This window comes from Paenibacillus sp. FSL K6-1566 (assembly GCF_038050475.1).
GTDB classification, from domain to species: Bacteria; Bacillota; Bacilli; order Paenibacillales; family Paenibacillaceae; genus Paenibacillus_AQ; species Paenibacillus_AQ lactis.
Map to the genome: position 1 here is coordinate 712765 of NZ_JBBOSR010000001.1, position 17341 is coordinate 730105.

Consider the following 17341-nt stretch of genomic DNA (forward strand, 5'->3'; position numbering starts at 1 on the left):
CTAAGCAATCGCAAAGAAACCCCGGAGCTGTGCTTCGGGGTTTCTTTGGATCAATCCTGCGAGCGGTTCCCGGCATGCAAGCCTCACGCCAGGTGCACAAGCTCCACGCATGATGCAGGGTTCCAGTGTGATGAAAGCTTCACGCCTGATGCAAGCTTCCGGTCTCATGCAGGATTCCCGCCTAATGCAAGCAGCGAGAGGCTTGTCATGCCCTTCGGCCGCTGAAATTGTGTAAGAAGAGCCGCCTACCAGGATTTTTTTTCACATGGGTGCTGCTTTATGGCTTGTCATTTCGTTTATTTATTAAGCGGGGCATTCTCGTAGCCCGGATCGTCATAGCCGGTGTCATCCATTTTGCGGATAATGTTCATATCCTCGATCATGCGGCGCGTACGTTCATCCCCATGCTCATGGAGGAATGCGTACAGGTCGATTGTCCGCTCATCGAATTGCTCAATGGCTTCATCGTGATCAGCCGATTTATACGGTACAAAGGTCCGTTGGAACGCATAGCGGTCGGTGCTGCTGAAATCATTGATCAAGTCCTTCAGCCGGGTTAATTCGTCCTTGCTGAGCATGACGATGAATTCATTGGAATCTCCCGGGACATCCCGGATCAGGTTATGGTTGACGGAGACATAATAGGTTTTTTTATCGGTTGTCATGCGTTATCCCTCCAGTAATGGCAGCCGGCTTATCGCACGGCCGGTAAGCTTTCGATGCCAGATTGAACGCTGGCTTGAGGCAGGTGCTGGCTTTTTTCTATTCTTTACACAACCGGAATCGGGTTGAATCACTTGAAATGACAGGAAGACGGCGATTTTCACAAGAAGCAAGGAATTTGGTATGATAGAATCACCGTCACCGCCGTATACTGGATAGATGAGATGTCCGCCTTCCTGGCATGGCCCGATCGACGGCATGCGGGAACCGGAGGACCGGTTAGGGGTGAGCGTTTAATTAATTCATGATGTTAACTATGCGCTGCTTTAGGAAGCGCAGTTATGATGCGGGTATAAGGAAGAGGAGGAAATAAGGATGAATATATTACAGAGGCTTAAGGACGGTGCGAACCGGGCAACGGAAAAAGCTCAGCACGTGGTAGAAGTCAATAAACTGAACAGCCAAATTGCGGAGATCGAGCAGCAGAAAAATTCGTACTACCTTCAAATGGGGAAAGTATTCTACGAAGGCTACCGCATGCAGGATATGTCCGTTGCCGAGCAGGAAATGGTAGAGCTGGCCAAGACCTGCGACGGTCTTCAGGAGAAGATTGAAGAGATCCGCAACCGGATTGCGGTGCTGAAAAATGAGCGGGTCTGCCAATGCGGACGCGTGGTGGCGCTCGATGCCAATTTCTGTCCGAATTGCGGCCACAAGCTGGCCAGCATCGCTCCGAAAGAGGAAGAACCGATTGAAAAAGCGGTGAAGGAGCCTGAGCTGAACAAGGTTAGATTCGATTTCGAGGATGAAGATGAGGCCGATGCTTATGCGGCAGCTGCCGATGAGCTAGACCATGAGCCATTCACGTATCGCCAAGGTCCGGAGCCGTTTAGCCCTGTCGATGAGGAGCTTCTTGAGCCGGAGGTGGATCCTGAGCAGCTTCGTCTTGAGCAGGAGGAGCAGGAGAAGGAGCGCCGCCACTGGGAAGAGCTCGAGCGTGAACGGGAAAGACAGCTGGAGCTGGACCGGCGCATTCGTTTCTGGCAGGAAAACAATCAGAACCAGGATTACGTGTCCGGAGAAGAGACGGTGCGGGATACGGTAAAATGCCAAATTTGCAGCGTCGACCTGCCGAAGGGCTCGAAATGGTGCCCGCGCTGCGGAGCGGAGCAAATCTAATTGAATTGTAAGGGAATCGGACGACCATGGCCTTAAGCGCAAGTTCAACAACAATCGTGTGTATGATAGAGCAAGCGTTCGAGCATCTTTGGGGGGACTAGAAATTATGGAACAATTGCTGCATCATCTGCGCAATTTAGGATTTACCGAGATCGAATCGAAAATTATGGTGGACCTTGCCGAGCATGGACCCGCCGGAGGCTACGAGGTGGCGAAGCGCCTCGGGGCTTCCAGGTCCAATGTGTATGCGGCCATGCAGCGGCTGGAACGGCAGGGAGCGCTCGAGCGCATGAACGGAGAACCCGTCCGATACCGGTCGCTGAAGCCGGAGGAATTGACGCGCATGATCTCGGGACGAGTGGAGGCTTCCCTTGCCTATGTGGAGAAAAGCCTGCCGCGCAGCAGCGGTACGGCTGCCCCGTTCCTCAGCATGGAAGGAGATCAAGCCGTGCTAGATGCTCTCGTTCGGGAGCTGGGACGGGCAGAGCGCGAGATTGTGGTCGATGTCTGGCGGGAGGAGGCTGCGCTGCTTCGCGAGCCGCTGGCCGAAGCGGAGGCTAGAGGCGTGAAGGTGCTGTGGGCATGCGACGGCCCTGAGCAGAGCTTGTCGCGGACGCTTGCTTGGCCGGGCTGGAGGGGCCTCGAGGAACGAAAGCGGGGCGGCCGCAAATTCTCCTTCGTCGTGGACCGCGAGTGGTGCATGCTCGGGATGCGCGGCGGTGAATTCGAGACCGGTGCCGTAATTACGGAACACCCTGTGATGGCTGAGCTGCTGCTGCATCATTTCACCCAAGAGATGGTGCTGTTCCAGCTTGAGCAGGATATGGGAGACACGCTGGAGTCGCGGTACGGCCGGAATTTCGGGCTCATTCAAAGCGAGTACGTCACGCCGGAAGGCTATGCCGACCCGTACGGGGAAGAGGATGAACGTGCGATTGATCTTGATGCCTTAAGGGTAGCTTTACCCGAGACGGGAGCGTTTGAAGAAGCGGCGACCGGCTTGGAAGCGGAAGCTGAATCCGGCGTTAACGCGGAGGCAGAGCAGGAGCCGTCATCTGAGCACGCATCCAAAGGGACAGATAGCTGATCGTGACATGCACGATCTGTCCGTATTAGATGCTGCGCCTGAAATCGCTAGTTCATCTATACTAGGCTTGCGCACACCAGCGCAATGGCATTGTATGAATCGGCAATGACATGAATCACAGCCCGATCCGTAATTTTATGATAAAATACAATCAAACTTTAACGAACGCCGGGAACTATCCTGGCGTTTATTTGCATAAGGGACTATACCCCCGCGATGCAGGATATCATGAGTAAGGGGCAGGATATTCAGACAACGAAGCGAGAGGAGTGGCTTGCATGGAATGCATCGTTCATTTTACAGTCGGGCACAAGGAAGGACCCAAGAAATTAAGGGGCCTGATCTTTATTGATAAGGGGAAGCAGCCTACCGGACAGCAGCTTCTGGATATGTTTCACGATATGGAATACAACGTCGTTCCGGATGAGCGCGATGAGCTGCTGTTCAAGCCGGTGACTCCGGATGCAACGTACTCCTACATCCGGGTCAATGAATTGGATATGGGTCAGGAGCGTTATACCGAGGATCGCAACCTGAAATCGATCTTGAATGAGCTCATTCCGCGAAAGCATACGGGGTTGTAGCCTATAATTATGAACAAGCACCAATATAGCATACGATCTCAAGTATGAATGTATCATTACGGATGCTGTCTTCCTTACCGGCGAGTGCTGGGATTTGCTCATTAGCCTTGATATAATGAGTGTATGAAAAGGAGATGGCGATGTATATTTTCATAGGAATCATAGCGTTGATCATTTACGGCTTGCTCGTCTATTATATCGGGCGAAGTGTATGGAGCTGGATGGGGCCCGGGAAATCCGCCCTGTTCAAGACACTGTACATTATCGTCCTGACGGTCGTATCGACCTCTTTTATATCAGGGCGTTTCCTCGGCAATCTTACGGTGCTGAACGTAATCGGTGCCTATTGGATGGCGGTCTTTTACGTGCTGATCCTCGTTCTCCCGTTGTTGCATTTAACGATGTGGGTGCTGCGCCGAACGAAGCTCCGCCGGGACGGCGCGGGGAAGAGGGCAGGTCTGCTCGTGTTGGTTCTCTTACTGCTGTTGATCGGGCTTGGTACGTTTAATGCCTATAGCCCGACGATACGGGCATACAGCGTGAATATTGCCAAGGATGCCGGAGCGATGGATGAGCTTAATATCGTCATGGCCTCCGATATGCATTTCGGACTGCTGTCGGGAAAAGGCCATGCGAAGCGGATGGTTGAGGAAATTAATGCGTTAAAGCCGGATCTGGTGCTGTTCCCGGGTGACATGATCGACGACGATCTGGATGCTTATCTTGGCCAAGGCATTGACGGAATCTTGTCAGGCATCCGTTCTACATACGGGGTATATGCTTCGCTTGGCAACCATGACCGCTTCGAAGGTGACATTAAAGAGCTGATTGAAGCACTGGAGCGCAGCGGGATGACCGTGCTGTATGATGAGGCGGCAGCCGTCGAGGACTTGATGATTGCCGGGCGACGGGACAAGCAGGATACGGAGCGTGCCCCATTATCCGAGATCCTGAAGGAGGCCGACAAGACGCGGCCCATTCTTCTTCTGGATCATCAGCCGAATGCGCTGGATGAGGCCAAGGAGCAGGGCGTGGACCTGGTCGTATCGGGCCATACCCACCGCGGGCAGGTATTCCCGGCTCACCTGATTACCGGGGCGTTGTTTGAAAATGATTGGGGTTATTTGAAAAAAGGACAAATGCACTCCATCGTTTCCTCGGGCTATGGATTTTGGGGACCGCCGATCCGGCTCGGCTCCCGCTCCGAAATCGTGGAAATTCATGTCGCGTTTCAGCCATAATACAACGTGGGCCACCGGTTAACGGTGGCCTTTTGGTGCTCAAATGCTCAAGATTTGGCCGCTTAGCTCTTCGTTGAATAGATTTCCGTAAATTTTCACTTTATTTTTTCATACTAATTGCGTTATACTTCATTCATTCGGAATTATCACATTACACGTAAGCATGAGATTGATTTTTTTCTTACCATGCAGATTTTGCACAAATCGAAATCGACTTTCAATCAGCAATTATTAGAGCGAAACGGTTTGGTCGCCTATGACATTGTACCTGGGAGCGGCTGGAATTGAATTGTTGCAAAATGCTGAACATACGTGTTCTCGTATATGTGCAGGGATTGGCCTGCATGTTTCTACCCGATCACCGGAAATGATTGGACTACGGGATACAGCGGCAGCGACGGACAAGCTATGAGGGCCACGGCCCATCTTGCATCTTTCGGCGTATTATTGCTGCTTATGCCCATTTGTTTCTTTTCCCGGCGATAACGGCGAAAGAAGGAGATGGGCTTTTCGTGCTTGGAATGTGTACAAAAATGAAGGGGGAGCATCATGCAATTACTGCAGAACAAAGTGAAAGAGGAAGGCATCGTACTTAGCGGACAGGTGCTGAAAGTGGATTCGTTCCTGAACCACCAGATGGATCCGGTACTCATGAAAGAGGTAGGCAAGGAATTTACGCGGCGGTTCAAGGATGAGAACGTCACCCGTGTATTGACCATTGAATCCTCGGGCATCGCGCCGGGCATCATGACCGCCCTCGAGATGGACGTGCCGATGATCTTTGCACGGAAGCAGAAGTCGCTGACGCTCCGTGAGGATATCTTCGTGGAGAAAGTCTATTCCTTCACCAAGCAAGAGACGAATGAAATTACCGTTTCAAAGAAATTCATCAAGCCGGGCGACCGCGTCCTGATCGTCGATGACTTTCTGGCCAACGGCGAGGCTGCATTCGGCCTGGCCCGAATCGTTGAGCAGGCCGGCGCCGAGGTTGTCGGCATCGGCATCGTGATCGAAAAAGCGTTCCAGCCGGGCGGACGGCTGCTCGCGGAAGCAGGCTACCGGGTGGAATCGCTCGTACGCATTGCATCGCTTGAAGACGGAACAGTAACTTTTGCATAGGTAACAGGCCATACAACAATCAATTAGGAGGAATTCAAGAGCCATGGAAGAACAGAAACAAGCGGTGCTGGAGCCGATCTTTGATAAACGCCGGAATCCGGGCAAGACCTTTTCACTTGGTTTGCAGCATGTGCTTGCCATGTACGCGGGAGCCATTATTGTACCGCTCATCGTGGGGAACGCGCTTGGGTTGACGACGGAGCAGCTGACCTACCTCATTGCGATCGATTTGCTTGCTTGCGGTGTGGCGACATTGCTTCAGGTATTTGGCAATAAGTATTTCGGCATCGGGCTTCCGGTTATGCTCGGATGCGCGTTTCAAGCCGTTGGTCCCATGATCATCATCGGCCAGCAGCATGGCTTGTCCGCTATATATGGAGCGATCATCGCCTCCGGCTTGTTCGTCATTCTCTTCTCGGGTCTGTTCGGCAAGCTGATCAAGGTGTTCCCGCCGGTCGTAACGGGCTCTGTCGTTACGATTATCGGCCTGACGCTGATTCCGGTAGCTCTTAATGATCTGGGCGGCGGTCAAGGCAGCGAGGATTTCGGCAGTGCCTTGAATATCTCGCTCGGCTTTGGCGTCCTTGCTTTCATTATCATTATGAATCGCTTTGCCAAAGGCTTCTTGCGTTCGATCTCCGTTCTGCTCGGCCTTATCCTCGGAACGATCGCTGCAGCGCTGTTCGGAGGGCTTGATCTGACCCCGCTGCGTGAAGCGGGCTGGTTCCGTGCACCGCAGCCGTTCTATTTCGGTACTCCGGAATTTAAGCTGATGCCGGTTCTGACGATGATTCTGGTTGCGATTGTCAGCGTGGCGGAATCCACGGGCGTATTTATGGCTCTCGGTAAAATTGTGGACCGCGATATCAAATCCAAGGACCTGGCCCGGGGCTATCGCGCGGAAGGTCTTGCGATTGTGGTCGGCGGTATTTTTAACTCGTTCCCGTACACGACGTATTCCCAGAACGTCGGCCTGATTCAAATGAGCCGCGTGAAGACGCGCGACGTCATTGTCGTTGCGGGCGGCCTGCTCGTGCTGATCGGTTTCGTGCCGAAGATTGCGGCATTGACCCAGCTTGTACCGACATCCGTTCTCGGCGGAGCTATGGTTGCCTTGTTCGGGATGGTCGTCTCCTCTGGCATTCGCATGCTGGGCGACCAGGTGGATTTGAACCGTCATGAGAATCTGTTCATTATCGCCTGCTCTGTCGGCATGGGGCTTGGGGTAACAACGGTGCCGGGGCTGTTCGAGAGCCTGCCGGAAAACTTCCGCATTCTTGCCGATAATGGCATCGTCGTCGGCAGCGTGACGGCGATCGTGCTCAATCTGATCTTTAACGGGTTGAAATATACGAAGCCTGCTATGAAGCAGGGCGATGCAGCCGAAGGGCACGCCGCATAAAGGATGCAGCTCCTAAGCTAAGGCTGGCTGCGCCGGTTTAATAGATATCCATGGAATTCTTCCTTATATAAATGATGACACAAAACGGCCGCAAGCCCTGTGAACAGGGCTTGCGGCCGTTTTCATAGAGCGGGGATTGCTCAAATCCGCTGCATCTGCTTTTCGGCGATGGCTCCAATCCAGGGAAGCTTGTACCATTTTCCCTGAATGGCGTTGGCCATCAGCACGAGCCACAGCACCACGCCGACCAGCGCCAGCAGAGCCGAAGCGAGCAGCCCGATAATCGGAACTGCGCCTGACAGCAGATGTGCAATCGCCAGAACCGCAAAGGTCATTAAGGACTGCAGCGCATGGAAGATTACGTAGCGGCTTCTTTTCTCTAACGCCAGAAACAGAATTCCTCCGACCATGGGGAACAGGTAGCAGAGCGTTGCAGCCAGATTCTCGGGAAGTCCTGTGGACGATTTGAAAGGGGACAATGTCATCAACTCCTTGTCTTGAGCACCGTTCATTTCGGCAGGTCAAGCTGTATACCTTACCTTATGAACGGTTTGGACAAAGTATGATGCTTATTGTCCCCGATCCTATTTCATTTTCAGGCTGAGCAAATAGTGCACCAGCGCATCCTGCTGCTCCTTCGTAAAGCCTGTGCCGTCATCCACCCAAAATTCATGGCCTTGCCCCGTGACATGGGTGTCCCTGAGCCGGGAATCCTTCCGGTTGGCATCGATGACCTGCTGTCTAAGCCGCCGGTCGATCATCGCCTTCAAGCTGTTGTAGGGGTCCGGCTTGATTCCCTTCATAAGGGTTTCGGAAAGCCCTGCCTGCGACAGCTCGGGGCCGACGGCCACACCGCCGTCATGGAGATACGGTGCTGACCACCGCAGACCCATCAGTCCTTTCACCTTATAGCCGCCTCTTCCGTTATGCCCAAATCCAAGCGCAATCTGCTTCGGATCGATGTGCTCCATCGGCACTTTGACCACCTTGGCGTCAGGGGGGATGGGCACGGGCGTGTCCGGCGCGTAGAACAGCGCTTCTCCGAAGTCCTTTTTCGTCCGTTGAAAGGCCTTCGCTCTGGACGGCTCGGTGCCGACCTCATTAACCGGCAGGATGCGATTGTTCGTAAAATAATCGCCTGCATGGCACGTAATGCACTGTGCTTTTTTGAATACTTCAGCCCCGAGGCTTATCGTCTTGGCGTCTGCACCTTTCTTAGTTGTCTCCGGAGGCCGGATCGTATTCTGGTAAGCGGACATGGCAGTGACCTGTTCACCTGCCCTGTAGCCGGGCGAGCTGATATATAGACCATTCGGAGCAATCGGCGATACCTTCGGGAAGTTCGGCATTTTAATGACCTCATTAACGCCGGGCGTTCCGGGATTCGGGTCCTGCTTGTTGAAAAATTCGGTCGGTGTAAGCCCGCTGTTGGGGTCATAGCGGAACTTCCGGCTTGGGGCATTTTGCAAGATGGTACCGACGTAAAGTTCCTTATCGATACCGAGTAGAATCTCGCTCACCTCGGTCTGGCTGAGCGTATCCGTATTCTGGGCGTGGACGTTGTTGCCGAAGGTGCTTAACCCGCTGAACCCGCCGGCCATGGCAAAGCCGCTCCAGCTGAACGGGTGGCCGCCTTTAGTGAACATGTCGGGAATCTGGGTAACGTTGCTGATCATATCCACCGTTGTATCGAAGCTTCCCGGCACCCATTTGACCAGATTATCGTCAACGGCCTTCTCGAGCATATCCGGGTCGGGCAAAGGTTCTGCCTTTCCTTTGGAGTTGATCACCGTCCGGTTCTGGTCTTTCACATAATCCACAAGCTTGGCTACATCGGTATGCGTGAAATAGGCTGAGCTGTTAGGAGCCAGCGCGAGCAGCAGTCCCAGGTTCAGATCGGAATTCGGAGCACCCTCCACAATTTTACCGGTATCCCGGTTGACCGTAGCATGGCATGCCATGCAGCTGACGCCGAGCTTGGTCCTGCCCTCGACGTACCGGAAGGTGACTCCGATCGGGGCATGGGCTCCTTTGGGTACATCGAAGCCGGTGGCAATTTTATCTCCTTTGCGGAACGTTTTTCCCCCGACCGTAATGTCTTCATCCAGTTCAACCTGAAGATTGTCCGTTCCCTTTCCTTTCAAGTCGGCGACGGCCTTGAGAATGCCTTTCAGCTTCATCGGGCCGTCAATGATGCCCACGATATCCGTTAAGAACACTTCATTGCCGAACGACTCCTTGTAAAGCGTGCGCCTGCCGAGCGCAAGTAAATCCTCTGTGATCTCGACGGCTCCGTTACCAGGCTTGAGACGGGGATCGGGATCCTGCAGAGCGGTTCCCGGAACGGTCAGCGTCTTGCCCCAGATATCATACTGGCGTATTGCGTTACGCTGAAGAAGAACTTGAAGAGCTTGAGTATTTTCGAGCTTGCTTTTGGGCGGAATATAGGCATATTCAAGCCCTCTGATATCGACGGCGAGCCATATTCCGCAGATGACAGCCAGTGGGATGAGAAGCCTAAGCCATCTGGATGTTGTCATATTCTTATTCACCCTTTGCATGAGAGCAGTACGAATGTGCTTCTGCTCACGGAAGAACAGTTACCGCGGATCCGGATGTCTGTTCATTGAAGTATATCGCATCGCAGTTTCGTTTGTTCGCCGCTGAATCGGCCGCATCGTTTTGTTTCATTTAAAATAAACCGTGTCAGTCGATTTCTACGTGGCGGAACGGGGAATCGATATTGACCTGCTTGTCCGGCCCTTTCTCTTTCGGAACGAGACGTTCATCGGTTCGTCCCTGGTGATGGTTCTCGAAATCGTATTCGGACAGCTTCCATTCCGTAGAGCCTTTTTGCGGATCGAAAGGAAAGGTCTCTCCGCGCTTTAAATATTCCTCCCGGCCCCATTCGTTGGTATAGGTGCCGTCTACTTCAACTTCATCCCTTGAAATCGGTGGCAGATCTTTGTCCTTGCCGGCCATGTTGCATGCTCCTCTCAGCTTGAAATTTAGTAATGATTCATATCGCATAAAGTAACCAGAACCGGGGAGGACTATCCGTATCATTCGAGATTTCAGGATAACGAGTTGAATTTGGACTGCAAGAGCCCGATAAGGTGCCGTTCCAGAAGAATTCTTGGATTTCGCCAACGGCTTACCTTGCTGTCAGCCGTAAAAACGACCACAGCGTCGAGCTTGGGGAGCAAATAGATCTGCTGACCGCCATGGCCGTGGGCCAGCGCGAAGGGAGTTCCGCTTAGGGTGCCCGTCCACCACTGATATCCATAATCGCCGAAGGCGGGGTATCCCTCAGCCTGAGAAGTCAGAGCCTCGCTCAGCCAGCCTTCCGGGATCAGCTCATGACCTTCCCATCGTCCGCCGTTCAGGCAGCATAGCCCGAATTTGGCCATGTCCCTAGAAGTCAGGTACAAGCCGATGTGCCCCATGCTGTGGCTTTCCGGGCTCGGGGTCCAGGCTGCGTGATCGATGCCAAGCGGCTCGAACAGATTCGCTCTGCCATAGGCATACGCATCTTTGCCGCAGGCCTCGGTCAGGGCAACGGAGAGCAGATGCGAGTCCGTGCTGCGGTATTGAAACACGCCCATGTGCTCCTCCATGATCGGGAGCGAAAGCGCGAAGGAGGTCCAGCTGCGGCTGCGATGAAAGCGGTGAATGAGCGGCTCCCCGAGCTTTTTGCCCGTCTGCCAGGCGAAGCCGGAGGTCATCGTCAGCAGATGACGAAGCGTCACTTTACCGAGGAGGGGATGCGCCCGACTTGGGATATACCTGCTGAGCACATCCGTTACCGGTGTATCCAGATCCGGGAGCTCGGATCGGGAAACGGCAATGCCAATCAGGATTGATGTGAAGCTCTTGGTTGCGGACCTGAGATCGTTCAATGACTGGGCCGTATGCCCGCCGTAGTATCGCTCATACAACAGTTTGCCGGCATGAACGAACAGGAAGCTCCGCATTTTCGGATACTGATTCCGGATTAGGCTGTCCACCTTGTCCAGCGGATCGCGGGCAAGCCCGAGCTCCTCCGGTTCGGCAGCTGGAAACGGCGAGCTGGCAATGACGGGAGCGCGCATGATCGGCTTAGGCTTCATCATGTCCTTCCAGACCTCCTTCATGTACAAGAAATAGGGATGGTTGTATGTATCTTAACCAAATTTACGCATGAGGGAGCTGTACATAAAATATGGGCAAAAAAACATTTTTTTGGGAAAGATGAAACAAACAGAAGAATATGATACAATATATTAATGATTCAGATGCATGCTGCTAGGGTATGTATAGTGTCAGGTGTACTTGGTTAGTTGCTGAATATCAACCTATGGTCACCGTAAGAACTGCAATATGGCTTCATCTTTAATTAATGGGGTAGATCTTTTCGGCATTCTCTTTAAACGGAGTTTTTTAATTCCACACGTTTTAGGAGGGATCCATCATGGCAACGAAAGGTCACAATGAGGTTAAGGAAAGTCTGCGGGAAATGACACGAATTTTCCGGCCTAAAGATCCGAAAAAATTTGTAAAGGAGTATGTCCGGAAATACCATATTATGGGAGGTTATGAAGAAGAGCTCACCCTCGTCGTCGAGCATGAGCTTGGGAAGATGAATTCCTCCGTATCCTGACCGTTAGCGCACCTGAACGATAGAAATATCGCTATTAGCATGTTTCACCTTGTTACTACGTATATGGTTAAACCGTTTTCGGGTATTACCCGAAGGCGGTTTTTTTGCTTATTGGGGCTTAAGTCGTCCTCCGTAAAGGCTGTGCACAGCTGGCTCTTTTATAAGACGGGAACGGGCCTTCAGAGAATATCCATCCAAGATAGGCATTCGAGGCTTTTCATCCCTGCGGTTAATTATCGCTTTGTCCCGGACATATATTGATAGCAGTTGGCGAAGCCATATAAGGGAGTGGGCGGATGTGAGAATACAGCTGAAGAGCGCCGAAGAGATCGGATATATGCGGGAAGCCGGCCGCATACTTGCGGCATGCCACCGGGAGATTGCAAAGCACATCAAGCCGGGCGTGAGCACGTTGGAGATTGATGGGCGTGTAGAGGACTTTCTGAAGAAAAAGGGGGCGACTCCCGAACAGAAGGGGTATAAAGGATTTCCTTATGCCACATGTGCTTCGGTTAACGAGGTGGTGTGTCATGGGTTTCCGGATGACCGGCCGCTGCGGGAGGGAGACGTCGTGACGATCGATATGGTCGTGAACAAGAATGGCTGGCTGGCGGACTCGGGCTGGACTTATGCGGTTGGCCAAGTCAATCCTGCTGTCATGAAGCTGATGAAGCGAACGCATGAAGCCCTATTCAAGGGAATTGAGCAGGCAAGACCCGGGGCCGCCATGGGGAATATCGGGCATGCGATCCAAGAGGTTGCGCAGAGGGAAGGCTACGGGATCGTGATGTCTTTGGTCGGGCACGGGATCGGACGGCAGCTTCATGAACCGCCGGATGTCCCCAGCTATGGCACATTAGGCAGAGGATTAAAGCTGAAGGCGGGGATGGTCATTACAATCGAGCCGGTGTTTACGTTAGGGTCCTCCGGTGCGGTATTCTGGGGGGACGACGGCTGGACGATATCGAGCGCGGACGGGTCGATCGGCGTTCAGTATGAGCATACGATCGCCATCACGAAGGAAGGTCCGTTCGTTCTGACGGATTAAGATTCGGAAAAATATCGCATAATGATAGGAGGAACCTTGCTGGCCGGAGATGGCTTGCTTAAGGGACCTCCTTTTCGATGGTCGATTCAAAACGGAGAAATGACTGTATATAATGCATAGAACGTTGTCGTACAAGCTCCGGTGAAGATTGTCGAACCATAGGGCACGGGATGGGAGATAAGACGTGAAAGCGATTGCAAATTCAGTAACGGCGGGACTTTGACGACTTTTCGAACAATTTGTGAACTCCCTGTGAATGATTGACAAAAGCAACCCGTGAACTTATATTTAATAAGTGATTGCTTTAGTTGACAGGATTACTTCATCCGTGATTGTGCAGGTAGATTACCGCTGTTTGCGCCGGATGGTAGTCTACGAAAATCGGAAAAGTGGGGTAGATCAATGATGAAACGGTGGCAGGCTGTAAAGCGTCTTCTTCCCTTGTTGGCCATGTTTGCTTTGGTGTTATCCGGATGCGGCCGGGAGGATTTGTCGGTCCTTAGACCTCAAGGTCCGGTGGCGCAGGGTCAATTGGATTTAATTAAGCTGGCCATTTCGATTATGATCGTCGTAATGGTCGTTGTATTTGGCATCGCCGCGTACGTGCTTGTTAAATTCCGCAAGAAAAAGGGACAGGATAAGATTCCGGAGCAAGTCGAAGGGAACCACAAGCTTGAGATTATTTGGACGGCTATTCCGCTGCTCCTGGTGCTCGTGCTTGCAATTCCTACTATTCAAAAGGTGTTCGCTTACGGCGAAAACGACTGGAACAATCCGGATGCAGTGAAGGTAGAGGTTACTTCTCACCAATTCTGGTGGGAGTTTAATTATCCCGACTACGGTGTTAAGACGGCTCAAGAGCTTGTCATTCCTGTAGGTAAGAAAATTGCTTTCCAATTGAAAACGAACGATGTGCTTCACTCCTTCTGGGTGCCGTCGCTCGGCGGCAAGATGGATACGAACACAGAAGGCAGCGTCAACTACATGACCCTGATTGCCGACAAGGCGGATACATACATTGGTAAATGCGCAGAGTTGTGCGGGCCTTCCCATGGATTCATGGAATTCCGGGTGAAAGCGGTTGATGATGCGACATTTGACAATTGGGTAGCAGCATTTAAAGCACCTGCTGTGCTTCCAGAAGATCCGGCACTTGCCGAGAAGTTCAAGACCAACTGCCTTTCTTGCCATGCTGTGGGCGACCAAGGCGGATCGGTGGGTCCAAACTTGACCGGTATGGGATCACGTGAGACCGTAGCGAGTATCTTGCTGAACGATATAAGCGGCGAACCAGGCTCGAAGCCGACGAAGGACAACCTGGTGGAATGGCTGTCGGAGCCACAGGCTGTAAAACCTGGAAACACGATGCCTAATCCGAAGGATCTCGGCTTTACCGATCAAGAGATCGAGCAAATCGCCGATTACCTGGCCAATTATAAGTTGGATTATTAATACAGCAAGAACTTTAAAAGGGGGTACAAACCTTGGCTCATGCTCATGCTCATAGCCATAGCGTCAAGCGCTACTCGGGGTTAATGGATTGGCTTACAACCGTTGACCACAAGAAAATCGGAATATTATACCTGATAGCGGGCGGCTTGTTCTTTGGTATCGGCGGTATTGAAGCAATTCTGATCCGCCTGCAGCTGATCAAACCGATGAACGATTTGGTATCGGCTCAGGTATTTAACGAATTGATTACGATGCACGGAACGACGATGATCTTCCTCGGCGTCATGCCGGTCATCTTCGCTTTGATGAACGCGGTGGTTCCGCTTCAGATCGGCGCGCGGGACGTCGCGTTTCCGTTTTTGAACTCGCTTGGCTTTTGGACGTTTTTGTTCGGTGGACTATTGCTTAACCTTAGCTGGATTATGGGCGGCGCTCCGGATGCGGGCTGGACTTCCTATACGCCATTATCCACAACTGAGTATTCCTCTACGCACGGCGTAGACTTCTATACCATCGGCTTGCAGATAGCAGGTCTTGGTACATTGATCGGCGGTATCAACTTCCTGGCTACCATCATCACGATGCGTGCTCCGGGAATGTCCTTCATGAGAATGCCTATGTTTACTTGGACTTCTTTCATTACATCGGCAATGATCCTGTTTGCATTCCCTGCGATTACCGTAGGTCTCGTATTGCTCAGCTTCGACCGGTTGCTGGGCGCGAACTTCTTTGATGTTGCGGCAGGCGGAAGCCCCGTATTGTGGCAGCATATTTTCTGGATTTTCGGTCACCCTGAAGTATATATTCTGATTTTGCCGGCTTTCGGTATCATTTCCGAAGTCATTCCGACCTTCTCGCGTAAACGGTTGTTCGGATACAGCTCCATGGTGTTTGCGACCATCCTGATCGCCTTCCTGGGCTTCATGGTTTGGGCTCACCATATGTTTACGACAGGTCTTGGACCGGTAGCGAACGCATTGTTCGCCATTGCAACGATGCTGATTGCAGTACCTACGGGTATTAAGATCTTTAACTGGCTCTTCACCATGTGGGGCGGACAAATCCGCTTCACGAGCGCGAACTTGTTCGCGATCGGTTTCGTGCCGACGTTCGTTATGGGCGGCGTGACCGGGGTTATGCTGGCATCGGCTCCGGCCGACTTCCAGTTCCACGACACGTATTTCGTAGTCGCGCACTTCCACTATGTTATTGTAGGCGGCTTGGTATTCGGTCTGTTCTCCGGACTTCATTACTGGTGGCCTAAGATGTTCGGCCGAATGCTGAACGAACCGCTTGGCAAATGGACGTTCTGGACGTTCGCCATCGGTTTCCATCTGACGTTCTTTGTACAGCACTTCCTGGGCTTGCTCGGTATGCAACGCCGGATCGTGTCGTACCTGCCGAACCAAAACTTTGACACATTGAACTTTATTAGTACAATCGGTGCGATCTTGATGGGCGTCGGCGTATTGCTCTTCCTGGCTAACGTCGTCGTGACGGCGAGAAAACCTTCCGGTGTTGCGAACGATCCATGGGAAGACGGTCGTACCCTCGAGTGGAGTATTCCTTCTCCGCCGCCTGAGTATAACTTTAAGCAAATCCCGCTTGTTCGCGGTCTTGACGCTTTCTGGAAAGAGAAAATGGCAGGCAACAAGGAGATGACTCCGTCGGAGCCGCTCGGCCCGATCCACATGCCGTCGCCAAGCATTCTTCCGTTCGTCATGTCGCTTGGTTTGTTCATCGCGGGTCTTGGCTTCATGTTCAGCACAGAGGAATTCTCGAATTCGTTCATGAGCCTAATCTTTAACAAATACATCGTTATGATCGTCGGTCTTGTCATTACGTTCGCTGCAATGATTGCACGTTCCGTATTCGATGACCATGGTTATCACATCGAGACTGAAGAACTCGAAGGGGAGGGGAAAGCATGAGCGCACACGCTGAACATGTAAATGGAGAGCTTCCTCACGAGCCGGAGAAGGCAACGCTCGAGGGCCGCAATAAGGTCTTGGGCTTCTGGCTCTTCCTTGGCGGTGAAGCCGTGCTCTTCGGTACGCTGTTTGCAACATTTTTGGCCCTGCGCCATCAGAACAACGAGGGCCCGACAGCAGCCGAACTGTTCTCGCTGCCGATTACGGCAGCAGCGACTCTGATCTTGCTTGTCAGCTCCCTGACCAGTGTGTTTGCCATCCAGGCTATGCACCGGCATAATCTCGAGAAGCTGAAGCTTTGGCTGATCGTTACCGTTGTTCTTGGTCTCGGCTTCCTTGGACTTGAGATTTATGAATTCTATGAGTATGTCGCCCATGAATCGTTCGACATGAAGACGAGTGCATTCTCGTCCTCGTTCTACACATTAGTCGGATTCCACGGTGCCCACGTTGCATTCGGGGTTGTGTGGATCAGCCTGCTGATCGCTCAGCTGTTCAAAAAAGGGTTAACCGTCGTGACAGCACCTAAGGTTTACGTGTCTGCGATGTACTGGCACTTTATCGACGTTGTATGGGTGTTCATCTTCTCGGTCGTATACCTTCTTGGAAAGGTGGGCTAAGATATGACAGCGAATCAACAATCCAATGAGGGGCATACGGTGAAGCACCGCCATCGTACCGAAGGCCCTGAGAAACATATTATTGTCTTTATCTTCTCCATCATCCTGACTGCCATCGCGTTTGCCGCGGTTGCGGCCGGGGGCGTGAATCCTGCATTTACCATCATTCTTTTGCTGGTGATGGCGATCCTGCAAGTATTCGTGCAGATGGGGTACTGGATGCACCTTAAGGATAAAGGTCATCTGATGCCGATCGTGTTCATGATCGGGGGCTTCTTCGTAGCAAGCACCTGTATCATCATGGCATTGTTCTGGGTTTGGTGGTAAAATGAAAAAGAGGAGGGCTAATAGCCCCCTCTTTTTTTAAGTCGTAGGA

At 52.3% G+C, this 17341-nt stretch carries 16 protein-coding genes, 1 pseudogene and 1 riboswitch; of the genes and pseudogenes, 12 read left to right on the top strand and 5 right to left on the bottom strand.

The window, feature by feature from the left end; genetic code table 11:
• Positions 1–296: 296 nt before the first annotated feature.
• Positions 297–665, bottom strand: a complete 369-nt coding sequence (locus NST08_RS03110) for a hypothetical protein (RefSeq protein ID WP_341341442.1) — start codon at positions 663–665, stop codon at positions 297–299.
• Between the two features lie 373 nt (positions 666–1038).
• On the opposite strand from NST08_RS03110, the gene NST08_RS03115 reads away from it, so the two are divergent.
• The 6 genes and pseudogenes from NST08_RS03115 (at position 1039) to NST08_RS03140 (ending at position 7275) form a co-directional block, all read left to right on the top strand.
• Positions 1039–1842, top strand: coding sequence for a zinc ribbon domain-containing protein (locus tag NST08_RS03115; protein ID WP_341341443.1), 804 nt, complete (start codon positions 1039–1041; stop codon positions 1840–1842).
• 106 nt (positions 1843–1948) lie between these two features.
• A pseudogene (locus tag NST08_RS03120) lies at positions 1949–2731 on the top strand (TrmB family transcriptional regulator); the annotation flags it as partial.
• Positions 2732–3207: 476 nt separating this feature from the next.
• On the top strand, positions 3208–3513 hold the full coding sequence (locus tag NST08_RS03125; protein WP_341341444.1) for a hypothetical protein: 306 nt from the start codon (positions 3208–3210) through the stop codon (positions 3511–3513).
• A 140-nt stretch (positions 3514–3653) separates the two neighbouring features.
• The gene (locus NST08_RS03130) at positions 3654–4754 is read left to right on the top strand and encodes a metallophosphoesterase (RefSeq protein ID WP_341341445.1); all 1101 of its coding nucleotides are present in this window, start codon (positions 3654–3656) and stop codon (positions 4752–4754) included.
• Positions 4755–5052: 298 nt separating this feature from the next.
• A riboswitch (purine riboswitch) is annotated at positions 5053–5153 on the top strand.
• 150 nt (positions 5154–5303) lie between these two features.
• A complete protein-coding gene (locus NST08_RS03135; protein WP_007130421.1) occupies positions 5304–5873 on the top strand; it encodes a xanthine phosphoribosyltransferase in 570 nt (189 codons plus the stop codon).
• A gap of 43 nt (positions 5874–5916) precedes the next feature.
• Positions 5917–7275 (top strand): nucleobase:cation symporter-2 family protein, encoded by a 1359-nt coding sequence (locus tag NST08_RS03140; RefSeq protein WP_341341446.1) that lies wholly within the window; start codon positions 5917–5919, stop codon positions 7273–7275.
• Between the two features lie 140 nt (positions 7276–7415).
• On the opposite strand, the gene NST08_RS03145 is transcribed toward NST08_RS03140, so the two are convergent.
• The 4 genes from NST08_RS03145 to NST08_RS03160 all read right to left on the bottom strand — a co-directional run bounded on the left by NST08_RS03145 (position 7416) and on the right by NST08_RS03160 (position 11387).
• On the bottom strand, positions 7416–7754 hold the full coding sequence (locus NST08_RS03145) for a DUF4870 domain-containing protein (protein WP_007130419.1): 339 nt from the start codon (positions 7752–7754) through the stop codon (positions 7416–7418).
• Between the two features lie 105 nt (positions 7755–7859).
• The gene (locus tag NST08_RS03150) at positions 7860–9815 is read right to left on the bottom strand and encodes an electron transport protein (RefSeq protein WP_341341447.1); all 1956 of its coding nucleotides are present in this window, start codon (positions 9813–9815) and stop codon (positions 7860–7862) included.
• A 166-nt stretch (positions 9816–9981) separates the two neighbouring features.
• A complete protein-coding gene (locus tag NST08_RS03155; RefSeq protein ID WP_007130417.1) occupies positions 9982–10257 on the bottom strand; it encodes a hypothetical protein in 276 nt (91 codons plus the stop codon).
• A 92-nt stretch (positions 10258–10349) separates the two neighbouring features.
• On the bottom strand, positions 10350–11387 hold the full coding sequence (locus tag NST08_RS03160; RefSeq protein ID WP_007130416.1) for a serine hydrolase domain-containing protein: 1038 nt from the start codon (positions 11385–11387) through the stop codon (positions 10350–10352).
• A 338-nt stretch (positions 11388–11725) separates the two neighbouring features.
• Between NST08_RS03160 and NST08_RS03165 the strand changes: the two genes are divergently transcribed.
• The 6 genes from NST08_RS03165 (at position 11726) to NST08_RS03190 (ending at position 17292) form a co-directional block, all read left to right on the top strand.
• A complete protein-coding gene (locus tag NST08_RS03165) occupies positions 11726–11914 on the top strand; it encodes a hypothetical protein (protein WP_007130415.1) in 189 nt (62 codons plus the stop codon).
• 298 nt (positions 11915–12212) lie between these two features.
• The gene (gene map / locus NST08_RS03170) at positions 12213–12962 is read left to right on the top strand and encodes a type I methionyl aminopeptidase (protein ID WP_007130414.1); all 750 of its coding nucleotides are present in this window, start codon (positions 12213–12215) and stop codon (positions 12960–12962) included.
• A 402-nt stretch (positions 12963–13364) separates the two neighbouring features.
• On the top strand, positions 13365–14414 hold the full coding sequence (coxB, locus tag NST08_RS03175) for a cytochrome c oxidase subunit II (protein WP_144869931.1): 1050 nt from the start codon (positions 13365–13367) through the stop codon (positions 14412–14414).
• Positions 14415–14497: 83 nt separating this feature from the next.
• Entirely contained in the window at positions 14498–16345 is a 1848-nt protein-coding gene (ctaD, locus tag NST08_RS03180; RefSeq protein ID WP_050954040.1) for a cytochrome c oxidase subunit I, read from the top strand.
• Entirely contained in the window at positions 16342–16965 is a 624-nt protein-coding gene (locus tag NST08_RS03185) for a cytochrome (ubi)quinol oxidase subunit III (RefSeq protein ID WP_028407358.1), read from the top strand. Before ctaD ends, NST08_RS03185 begins: the two co-directional genes overlap by 4 nt.
• Positions 16966–16968: 3 nt before the next feature.
• A complete protein-coding gene (locus tag NST08_RS03190) occupies positions 16969–17292 on the top strand; it encodes a cytochrome C oxidase subunit IV family protein (protein WP_007130410.1) in 324 nt (107 codons plus the stop codon).
• Positions 17293–17341 lie beyond the last annotated feature (49 nt).